This window comes from Blautia caccae, assembly GCF_040095955.1.
GTDB classification, from domain to species: domain Bacteria; phylum Bacillota; class Clostridia; order Lachnospirales; family Lachnospiraceae; genus Blautia; species Blautia celeris.
The window spans coordinates 109,776-119,785 of record NZ_JBBMFP010000018.1 but is presented as its reverse complement, the minus strand read 5'-3'; the positions used below and the strand labels follow the sequence as shown (position 1 = coordinate 119,785).

Sequence of the window (10,010 nt, the reverse complement as noted above, 5' to 3'; positions counted from 1 at the left end):
CGGCCGTTATAAAAAGCAACAAAACATTATTGTCTGCGGCGGCAGACAGCATTATAGATAAAAGGAAAAATCAGGAGGGCAACATGAAGAAAAAGAACAGGTTCAGAAAAATAATCAGTATATCAATGGCAGCAGCTATGACAATGTCCCTGGCAGCATGCGGAGAAAATACAGAGGATAAACAGGATGCGGTAAAATCCGCTGACGGCGCTCTTGGAGCCTATGAGGAGACCGTTTCCTGCACTGTGGGCAGAAGCACCATTGCCAACCCCAAGTTTCCCGACGGCGATACCTATGAGGACAATGCCTACACAAGATATCTGAAGGAGCGTCTTAATGTGGAGATAAAGGATGAGTTCGAGGCAAACGGCGAGGATTATGACAGACAGGTTTCTCTGGCAATCGCGTCCGGAGAGCTGCCGGATATGATGCGGGTTGGCTCAAAGGATATCCTGGATGAGCTGGTAGAAAACGATCTGGTAGAGGATTTAAGCAGTGTATATGAGGAATATGCCAGCGACGGCATCAAGAAAATCTATGACTCCTATGACGGCAGATGCTTAGAAACCGCAACCTATGACGGAAAACTCATGGCAATGCCGGGAACCAATCTCGACAGCGCGCCATGTGAAGTATTTATCCGTCAGGACTGGCTGGACGAGCTGGGAATGGACATTGATCCGGACGGCGACAAATGCCTTACCGTGGATGAACTTGGAGAGGCAGCTAAGGCTTTTATTGAAAAAGATCCGGGCGGTACCGGAAATCCGGTGGGACTGGCATTCGTGCCGAACCTGACAGCGGGAGATTACAGCGGCAGCGGCCATACCATGAATGCCATTGCGTCAGCCTATGAGGCATTTCCAGGAAGCTGGCTGATGGACCAGGACGGGAAGGTATATAACAGCTCCACTTCAGAGGGGATGAAGCAGTCACTGGAAAAGATGGCAGAATGGTTCCAGGAGGGAATTGTGGACCCGCAGTTTGGAACAAGGACCTGGGATGATATTACCGCACTGCTCACTAACGGACAGCTTGGTATTGCCTTTGGCCCATGGCATATACCGGACTGGCTTCTGAACAATGTGCGCAGCATGGACCCGGATGCAGATTTTTCTGTAATGACAATCTGTGATGAAAACGGAAAAGTGAATGTCACCCACAGTAATGCAAACTCCGGATACATGGTAGTAAGAAAGGGATATTCCAATCCTGAGGTTCTGGTAAAAATGGCAAACCTGTTTTTTGATGATATCGTGAATAACAAAAACCTGGAAGCGGAAGCGCCTGAGGTCAGTGAATATGTAAAAACAGTAGACAATACAGCAAGGCCATTTCAGGTAGAAATCAACTCCTACACATCTCTGCTGGATGATTATGCGGACATCAAGAACTGCGTCAACGGCGAGATTACCATGGATGAGGTACGTACAGCAGAATCCAAGACAATCGTAGAATCAGTGAACCGATATCTCAAGGAGCCTGAAAAAGCAGACGTGACGGATTGGGCAAAATATACCTCCAGGATGGGCGGTATCGAATTGATTGAAAGCCTGACAGAAAAAGAGCAGTTTGAATGGTTTTCTCCCGTTTTCTTTGATATAACCGAGACTATGAAGACCAATAGTGCAGATTTGGATAAGCTTCAGGAGGAAACCTTCGTGGCAATCGTCACGGGCGCCAAATCCATTGATGAATTTGACAGCTTTGTCACAGAGTGGAAAGAGCGGGGCGGCGAGCAGATTATAAAAGAAATCGAGGAAATCGTCGGCAGTAAATAGAACAGGAAGGAAATGTATGAAGTACGTAATTACAGATGCACCCCAGGATTTACAACATTCTGTTGTTTATGAGATTGCCACAAAGAATTTCACATCACCAAACGGGCCGGAATCAGGAACATTTTTATCCCTGGAAGAGAAAATCCCTTATCTCAAGGAACTGGGAATCAATGTGGTCTGGCTTACCGGGCACCAGCTATGCAGAGAATATCACTTCTATAATATATGGACGGAATACGCCTGCATACGGCCTGACAGGCTGGACCCAAGCCTTGGCACAGAAGAGGATTTCAAACACATGGTGGAATGCTTCCACAGGCACGGTATAAAGGTTATCCTGGATGTGATCACCCACGGCGTCATGAAGGACAGCCCGCTGGTGGAGGAACATCCGGAATGGTTTTCTGGAGAATCCTGGGGAATGAAAGATTACGACTGGTACGGAGGCCATCGGGATTTGGACGAGTGGTGGGTAAACACCTGGCTTAGGTATGTCCGGGAATTTGGAATTGATGGCTTTCGCCTGGACGTGGCCCATTACCGGAACGACCTGTGGGCACTGATACGCAGAAAAGCCGCTGAGGCGGGGAAGCACATTATGGTCATAGCGGAATCTGGCCCGGCCATAAAAGGGGTCACGGACATTCTCCAGCACGGGGAAGTGGTTTCTCATAATTACGGCCTTAACCGTTCCAGCAGGATTCTCCACGATGCGGCGGGATATATAAAGGACCGGCAGCTTAGGACCGGAGAACGGTACGAGATAAAAATTTTCTACGAGGACGGTGCCATCCAGGACAGCGGGGAAAACACCTGGTTTCAGGGACAGAAGGTACCCGAGGTTATCTGGGAAGGAGCAGTTACAAGAGTGGAGGAATGCGGACCGTCAGGTGCTGCTTATCAGATACAGATGGGAAAATTGCGGGTTGAGAATATATATGGAGAAAAACAGATCCGCAATATCCAGGTGCGCGACAAACAGGGACAGATATGGAACAGCAGGCTTGCGGATGCTTTTGAGGTAGACTACAGGGTTAGATACCAGAGGAAAAGAAACGGGCTGCTTATAGAGTTTCCGCTGCGTATACAGGACGGGCAGCTCATGTCCATCCAGCTTAGCTGCCATGATAACGGATGGGACGGTTTTCCCCAGGGAGAGAATCCCTATGGCGCGCAGGGCAGCCGTTATCTGGCAGGCTACACCACACTGCTTGCTCCGGGAGTGCCGATATTCATGTCCGGGGAGGAATTTAATGCGGATTACAGGCCGCTTCCCGGACTGTCCCCCAAGCTTTTCGGAGGAGAAGCTTTTGGCAAGGGCAGGTGGCTGTATGGGAGCTGGCTTGATTGGACCCAGTTGGAGAGGCCGGAAAAGGCCAATATGCTGGAGGATGTGAAATGCATGATCAGCATCAGAAAAACATATTCCAGCCTTATACACGCCTATAAAATGGGAGCGCAAAATAAGAATTTCGGAACCGCAGCCTATGAAAGCCAGGCAGAGCTTCCTGTGCCGTATTTTTATAAGAAGGAGAGCACAGTCCTTGTAATCTGCGCGAACCCGGATACACACAGGGATATGTCGGTTTCACTTAAACTGCTGGATATTTTGGGTGCCGGAACAAGCTGGGAGGCTAGTGCCTTATTCGGCGCCCTTCCAGGGGAACATGAAACAATCATCAGGACAGCAGAAGAAATGTGCAATCTGTGCTGGAACATAAAAAAAGATAAGAGCACGCAGGGCGGTCTGCTTGTTCTGAAATTTGAGAAAGTGTGATAACAGCGCCGGGATATGCGCAGTATACGGCTTTCAAATAGTTGTTTTGCAGAAATTGATGGAAAGCAGGGGGTAATGATGAAAGAAAAAGCTACGGTAAAAAAGCGGCAGGTCCGCTCCCAGACAATGTACCATCTTATGATGGTGCCGGGGATGATTTTTGTATTAATTTTCTGTTATGTTCCAATGTGTGGAATTGTTATGGCATTTCAGAATTATGTCCCGGCTAAAGGGATATTTAGCTCAGAGTTTGTGGGTCTGAAGCATTTCAAATATATGTTTTCCCTCCCGGATATCGGTCAGATTGTGACAAATACCATGGTGATTGCCATTGGGAAAATCATATTGGGAACTATTATGGCCATTGCCTTTGCCATTTTGCTCAATGAGATACGGGTTAAGTTTTTTAAAAAGACAGTACAGACCATCGTGTATCTGCCCCATTTCCTGTCCTGGGTCGTGCTGGCTGCGGTGGTGGTAAATATGGTGAACCTGGACGGAGCGGTGAACCAGCTCTTACAGACAATTGGGCTGGATAAGATTAATTTCCTGGGAAGCAATACCTGGTTCCGGCCCATGATTATTGTCACAGATGTGTGGAAGGAGTTTGGTTATAACTCCATTGTCTATCTGGCGGCGATTACAGCCATAGACCCGGGGCTTCATGAGGCCGCATCCATGGACGGAGCGAACTGGTGGAAACGTGTATGGCATATTACACTGCCGGGTATGCTGCCAATCATATTGCTTATGGGGGCAATGAATCTCACAAGTATTTTGAGCGCTGGCTTTGACCAGATTTACAACTTATATTCGCCTATGGTTTATCAGTCAGGGGATGTGCTGGATACATATGTTTACCGCATGGGTATGATCAGCAGGCAGTATAGCTTTTCTACAGCGGTAGGACTGCTGCGGTCTGTGGTGGGTATGGTTCTCATGCTTGCGGCCAACGGACTGGCAAAGAAATTTACAGAGCGGAGTATATTCTAAGGGGGGAATTATTATGGTGCAAAAAAAAGGCGTTTTTTCCAATATGGGAAAAGGAACGATTTATCTGATCGTATTTTTGCTTGGCCTCATCTGCCTGCTTCCGATGCTGAATATACTGGCTGTTTCATTTAGCGGGAGCGCGGCCGTCGCGGCAAATAAGGTGGGATTTCTGCCGGTTGATTTCACACCGGCAGCGTACAAAAAGATACTGGAGGATCATCAATTCTGGCGTTCATTTGGCATTTCCGTGCTGCGTGTGGTGCTGGGTTTGGGTTTAAATCTGGTGCTGATCGTACTCATGGCATATCCCCTTTCCAAAACAAAGCTTGAGTTCAGGGGAAGAAACATCTATATGAATCTGCTGATATTCGCCATGCTGTTTAGCGGTGGAATGATTCCCACCTATCTGGTGGTGAAGAACCTGGGGCTGCTGAATACGGTCTGGGCCTTGGTTTTGCCTGGGGCGGTTCCGGTTTTCAGCGTTATCATGGTGATGAACTTTTTCGTGGGAGTGCCCAAGTCACTGGAGGAAGCAGCAATCATTGACAGCGCCACACCTCTGCAGGTGCTTACCAAAGTGTATCTGCCGTGCTCCAAGCCGGTGATTGCCACCATCGCACTGTTCAGCATTGTTGGAAACTGGAATGACTTTTTCGGAGGCCTGATCTATATGACCAAGGTCAGCAACTATCCCCTCCAGACCTACATTCAATCACTGAGTGTGAAGCTTGAGGATATGCTGCGGGCGGGAGGAAGCATCAGCTCCATTGTGAATGCCATGGATGTGTCCAGCCAAAACCTGAATGCGGCGAAGATTGTTGTTTCTGTAATACCCCTGCTGCTGATATATCCGCTGCTTCAGAAATACCTGATTACCGGGATTGTTGTGGGAAGTGTAAAAGAATAAGACAGATAAAAAAGGGGGCTTCCGTTGCCCGTACTGTGGCCAGGATCATCTCCAGAGTCTCTGCCCCCAGAGCAGGTCTGTGGAATAATAGCGAACCGTCTCTTTCCTGCCATAAAGAGTCTCTGTGGTTTCCCGGAACTGCCCCGTGGCTGTGGCAATGAGTTCCCTCAGTTTCGCAGCAGCCCCTTTTTTCGCAGGCCGTCCCCTACCCGGCTTACGCTTGGGGAGAAGCTCATATGCTGTGCAGGATATCTTTGCTTTAGTGACGATATCCATGTGGGGCATCCCGGAAGAGTTCAGCTCGGCAAGGCGCTTTAGGGCCGGGGCAGAAAGGAGGTAACGGTCCAGGAGGAACAGCGAGTCACCAAAGGTTTCCACCGCCCGGTACCCATTTTCGACCATCTGTACCACATGGGATGAGGCAGAAATGGAAGAGCCATCCCATTGAGAAGCTGGGTGCAGCCCATCATGGAGCAGAATGCCCAAGAGGATACAGACCGATTCCTGGAACAGCTTCTTGACAGCCGGCATGAACCGCCCCTCTTTTGCCTGCCTGACGCCATCCCCGATCAGTATGGTGCGTCCATCAACTTTGTAAAGCGGGGCGAAATGCAGAACAGTCTCACACCGGCGCTGCTATCAGATAACTCTTTCGGCGATTTTATTTCCTTTTTTCATAGCAGTTAAAGGATACTATAAAATTGCTTGAAGGGGTTATTTTTTATTTGAAACTTTTCATTGGCCAGTAATATAAATAACCGGGGAATTATGTGAGGAATACAGGATATGAAAATACAACTGAGCTCATTAAGATATAAAATATTTCTCACAGTATTAGGGATAAGTATACCTGCAATTATTTTGTTCTTTGCGATTAATACGATAGTGTCAATTATTTTTCGCAAATTAATTTTTGCCGTCTGGTTGCCGGTAGTTATCCGGCTATGAACATACAAGTATTAAAGCACTCTGCCCATCCGGGAAGGCACCGATCGCTTTTGTTCGTCTCTTAATTTCACGGTTGGCTTCCTTTCACGGAGTTTTTGGGCTGCCTGAGCAGCTTTTTCACGGGCAGCTGATTTACATTCCTGTGAATGAATTGCCTTTAACATCATGGCTGCTTCCTTCATACATTTGCGTGGTGTTGCAGAGAAGATGTTGCGGTAGAAATGTACAGTACAACGCTGATATTTTTCATCAGGAAACACTTCGGGTATTGTTTCAAGCATACCAAGGCATTTATCACCTATGATGAGGCGTACACCATTTAAACCACGCTCTTTGAGCCAGATAAAGAAGGAACGCCAACTCTTTTTATCTTCCTTCATGCCCTCGGCTGCGCCAATAATTTCACGGCAACCGTCCTGATTAACGCCGATTGCAACAAGGATGGAAACGTTTTGAACCTCACCGCCCCAGCTTCGTTTCAGGTATGCACCATCCACATAAACATAGAGACATTCCCCTGTCAGTGGTCTTGTGCGCCAAGTTTCAATGTGTTCATAGGCCTTTTTGTTAAGGTTACTGATGGTTCCGGGAGACACTTTGGTTCCCCACAGAGCTTTTGTGATATCCTCAACACGGCGAACAGAAACACCGGCAAGGTACATCTCGCTAAGGGCTTCTTCAACAGAGCATTCTCTGCGGCGATACCGTTCGATAATAGCAGTTTCAAACTGAACACCTTTTAGTTTAGGAACATTTAGGGTGACATCCCCAGCTGTGGTCTGGAAGTTACGGTTGTAATGGCCGGAACGGTACCCCTTACGATTACCAGGACGCTCATACTTCTCAGCATTTACTAATTCTTCTGCTTCATGATCAGGCAGGGCATTGAGAGTTTCCTCAACACTGGAGCGGACTAAATCTCGTAAATCGTGCTTTATCAAATCCTCGTTGAGTTGTATAATGTTATCAGACATGTTTTATAGCCTCCTTTGTGAGATTTTTGTGTGGTAACTTAATTCTACCAAACGGCTATAGAACATGTCTATTTTTATAAAGAGGTTCTTCTTAGCGTTGCAACATATTTCCTTGCTAAATGTTTATTGTGTATGTCTTTAAAGGTCTCAGTTATTTCCCCGGCTTTGACAACCGCATTTAGATTTTGATGTACCCCTATTGCGGTGCTTAATAGGGCGATGGGGGTTAGATTGTCGCCGGCAATTTGGTGTATACCAAAGGCAGTTAGGTAAATTGAGCCAAGCATATTAAAACTCTGGTGACAAAAACGTACAAAGTCTTTTTGATAACTTAGTAAGTTTTCTAACGAATAGCCATAGTTCTTCTGTTCTTTAGCTTCAATTAGATTTTTAATTTCATTTGTATATGCAGTACGTAATTGGTTGAACCCCCTAGAAGATCTCAGTTTGATAAACTTATCAATAGAGATTTTACTAATATCACATGGAAGATTTAGTTCTATATTATTTATAGCATATTTCAGTTCTTTGCCAATAGTTTTACTTAATATTTTATTATTATTTAAAATTATTTTGTTATATTTAGAAATATCGGTTATTGCTTCCATTTCGTTTGCTTCAGAAATGACTTCAGCTAAAAAGCTCATATATACAAAAGCTAAGTCTTCATGGATTTTTATTCCCTCATCACAGGGATGGGCTATTCCTTCATCAATACAATAATAATAAAAATCAGTTGAGAATTTGCCAGTATATAAAATATAATTTTGTTGTGCTTTATTTCTCCATTTGTCAGGCAGATAGTTTGCGTGTCCATAAGAAGAATTAAATTGATTAGCATATATTTTAGGATTTTTTAAATAGTTATCAAAATATTCCATTGCTTTTAATGAAGCAATATTGCCCTCCTTATAATCAGGGCAATATTCTCTTATTAAATCAGTTGAATCCATTATCTTGAGAGTTAGAGAATCAAGATAATTCTCTCTGGTATATGGTATTTGGGGGATAATAGGACGCAGATCATCTAAGTACAAGAGGGCAAATTTCAACCAGTTTATATCTTTTACTTCAAATCCGGGATAATATAACATATAAATCTCCTTATCGTTCTCTTTAACTTCTGTACATGCCTTACGCCATGATTTGTAGGGCAAAGTTTTCCGCAATCATCACATGTAAAACACCAATTCAATTTCCGCTTTAAGACCTATAAAAGGTAAATTTTTAGCCTTCAATTCTTCTTTTCTTTTTGACCATTTTCTCATAAAAACATTAACGATTCCATAATTAAAATATATCCTAACTGGTGCATGAGCAGGCCGATTATCATTAACATTACAGCGAACCGCACTATCATCAGAAGCATTAGCCTTTCACGGATTGCTTACCAACTGAAAAACATTAATCATCTCTTGTTTTCTTCAGCCATCCAGAAAACGTAAATATAATATCTTCCGAAAAATCCGGAGTTAATCCAGTAAAGTTTATCACATTCACTTCTAAAACCTCTGCAATCTGTACAAGCATGTCCTTTTTAGGAACTCTGTAATTCGTTTCATATTGAGCCATTCTATTATCGACCTGCTTTTTCGCCCATTATATATCATGAAATAAATATAGTAAATAAAGACTTTAATAAATTTGCAAATAAAACATTTGATATTATCAAATAGGTTATTTTATAATGCGAATGCAACTATAGATAGGCATAACCGTAAATGAAAAATGGAATTGAGTATTGTTTAAGTTTTTAATTCCTTCAAAAATAAGACCATTTTTCAGTACCCCGATTTTTTCATGAAGCAACCCTGTCAACAACAGAGGAGAGGAATGATAAAAAATACCAGATACTCCTCAGAAGAAATGTTGTTAAAGAAAACTATATATCAGTAATATACTGTAGAGTGCAAAAGTACTTCGTATTTTTTTCAAAATAATAGTAAAATAAGACATAGTATGATAAAATTTGTTATAACAAGCAGCAAATCAGAGTTCTGCTATCTCAAGATATTGAATTAAAAGCAATGTAGTTTAGGCTGCCCCAATTGGTCTCAGCGGTAGATAAGAAGGGAATTATAATGGAAATAAATAATAGAAAAAATCATATATCCTGTATTATAGTCTCTTTCATTACGCTTCTTTTTGCCATATGTTTTACTATGAATGTATTCTTTGGTGGTGCTGATAACCTATGTGAATTATTGGATAAAACAACTGCAATTGAGACATGGGCAATTTCAAAAGATATCGCTGCCAATGAAGATGGTGATAATACTACATATCTTAACGCTTCATATTTGAACGAAAATAATTCTTTTAATGAAACTATAACGAAGCATATATGTACAATACCCACGATTGCAGTTATTCCCAAAGGATTCAGCCTGCATCTGGTTCTTGTTATAGCTTTTCTCTTTTTCTTTTTAACCTTATTTAAGGCGTTACCGGATGAATGGACATTAGTTGATCAGAAGGTACGTTTGGACAATTGAATCAATTTCTTTCCCCTCGAACAAAGTATATATACTATCACAAGAATCCTTTACTGCAAGTGTGATAGTGTTCATAAGTCATTTTAAGATTCAAGGAATGGCTTTCTTTTTGTATGCAAACAGATGACCAATATA

8 protein-coding genes and 1 pseudogene are annotated in these 10,010 nt (G+C 43.5%); 5 read left to right on the top strand and 4 right to left on the bottom strand.

The features are described from left to right. The first annotated feature begins 83 nt into the window (after positions 1–83). The 4 genes from WMO65_RS18465 to WMO65_RS18450 all read left to right on the top strand — a co-directional run bounded on the left by WMO65_RS18465 (position 84) and on the right by WMO65_RS18450 (position 5,458). Entirely contained in the window at positions 84–1,781 is a 1,698-nt protein-coding gene (locus WMO65_RS18465) for an extracellular solute-binding protein (protein ID WP_148392512.1), read from the top strand. A 16-nt stretch (positions 1,782–1,797) separates the two neighbouring features. Continuing rightward, positions 1,798–3,558, top strand: coding sequence for an alpha-amylase family glycosyl hydrolase (locus tag WMO65_RS18460; protein WP_148392511.1), 1,761 nt, complete (start codon positions 1,798–1,800; stop codon positions 3,556–3,558). 75 nt (positions 3,559–3,633) lie between these two features. Next, positions 3,634–4,551: an ABC transporter permease gene (locus WMO65_RS18455; RefSeq protein WP_207708208.1), complete on the top strand. Its 918-nt coding sequence runs from the start codon at positions 3,634–3,636 to the stop codon at positions 4,549–4,551. 13 nt (positions 4,552–4,564) lie between these two features. Then, complete coding sequence (locus WMO65_RS18450; RefSeq protein WP_148392510.1) at positions 4,565–5,458, top strand: carbohydrate ABC transporter permease; 894 nt, start codon at positions 4,565–4,567, stop codon at positions 5,456–5,458. 45 nt (positions 5,459–5,503) lie between these two features. On the opposite strand, the gene WMO65_RS18445 is transcribed toward WMO65_RS18450, so the two are convergent. The 4 genes and pseudogenes from WMO65_RS18445 to WMO65_RS18430 all read right to left on the bottom strand — a co-directional run bounded on the left by WMO65_RS18445 (position 5,504) and on the right by WMO65_RS18430 (position 8,952). After that, a complete protein-coding gene (locus WMO65_RS18445) occupies positions 5,504–5,989 on the bottom strand; it encodes a hypothetical protein (protein ID WP_148392509.1) in 486 nt (161 codons plus the stop codon). A 414-nt stretch (positions 5,990–6,403) separates the two neighbouring features. Continuing rightward, a pseudogene (locus WMO65_RS18440) lies at positions 6,404–7,380 on the bottom strand (IS256 family transposase); the annotation flags it as partial. 74 nt (positions 7,381–7,454) lie between these two features. Then, positions 7,455–8,474, bottom strand: a complete 1,020-nt coding sequence (locus WMO65_RS18435) for a hypothetical protein (RefSeq protein WP_054350616.1) — start codon at positions 8,472–8,474, stop codon at positions 7,455–7,457. Positions 8,475–8,784: 310 nt separating this feature from the next. Next, positions 8,785–8,952: a hypothetical protein gene (locus tag WMO65_RS18430; protein ID WP_187370581.1), complete on the bottom strand. Its 168-nt coding sequence runs from the start codon at positions 8,950–8,952 to the stop codon at positions 8,785–8,787. A gap of 509 nt (positions 8,953–9,461) precedes the next feature. On the opposite strand from WMO65_RS18430, the gene WMO65_RS18425 reads away from it, so the two are divergent. Further along, positions 9,462–9,875, top strand: a complete 414-nt coding sequence (locus WMO65_RS18425) for a hypothetical protein (RefSeq protein ID WP_148392508.1) — start codon at positions 9,462–9,464, stop codon at positions 9,873–9,875. Positions 9,876–10,010: the final 135 nt, after the last annotated feature.

Bases quoted from the DNA above. Each gene is read 5' to 3' on its own strand.
- WMO65_RS18465 (WP_148392512.1), top strand. From the start codon at position 84: ATGAAGAAAAAGAACAGGTTCAGAAAAATAATCAGTATATCAATGGCA.
- WMO65_RS18460 (WP_148392511.1), top strand. From the start codon at position 1,798: ATGAAGTACGTAATTACAGATGCACCCCAGGATTTACAACATTCTGTT.
- WMO65_RS18455 (WP_207708208.1), top strand. From the start codon at position 3,634: ATGATGAAAGAAAAAGCTACGGTAAAAAAGCGGCAGGTCCGCTCCCAG.
- WMO65_RS18450 (WP_148392510.1), top strand. From the start codon at position 4,565: ATGGTGCAAAAAAAAGGCGTTTTTTCCAATATGGGAAAAGGAACGATT.
- WMO65_RS18445 (WP_148392509.1), bottom strand. From the start codon at position 5,989: ATGCCGGCTGTCAAGAAGCTGTTCCAGGAATCGGTCTGTATCCTCTTG.
- WMO65_RS18435 (WP_054350616.1), bottom strand. From the start codon at position 8,474: ATGTTATATTATCCCGGATTTGAAGTAAAAGATATAAACTGGTTGAAA.
- WMO65_RS18430 (WP_187370581.1), bottom strand. From the start codon at position 8,952: ATGGCTCAATATGAAACGAATTACAGAGTTCCTAAAAAGGACATGCTT.
- WMO65_RS18425 (WP_148392508.1), top strand. From the start codon at position 9,462: ATGGAAATAAATAATAGAAAAAATCATATATCCTGTATTATAGTCTCT.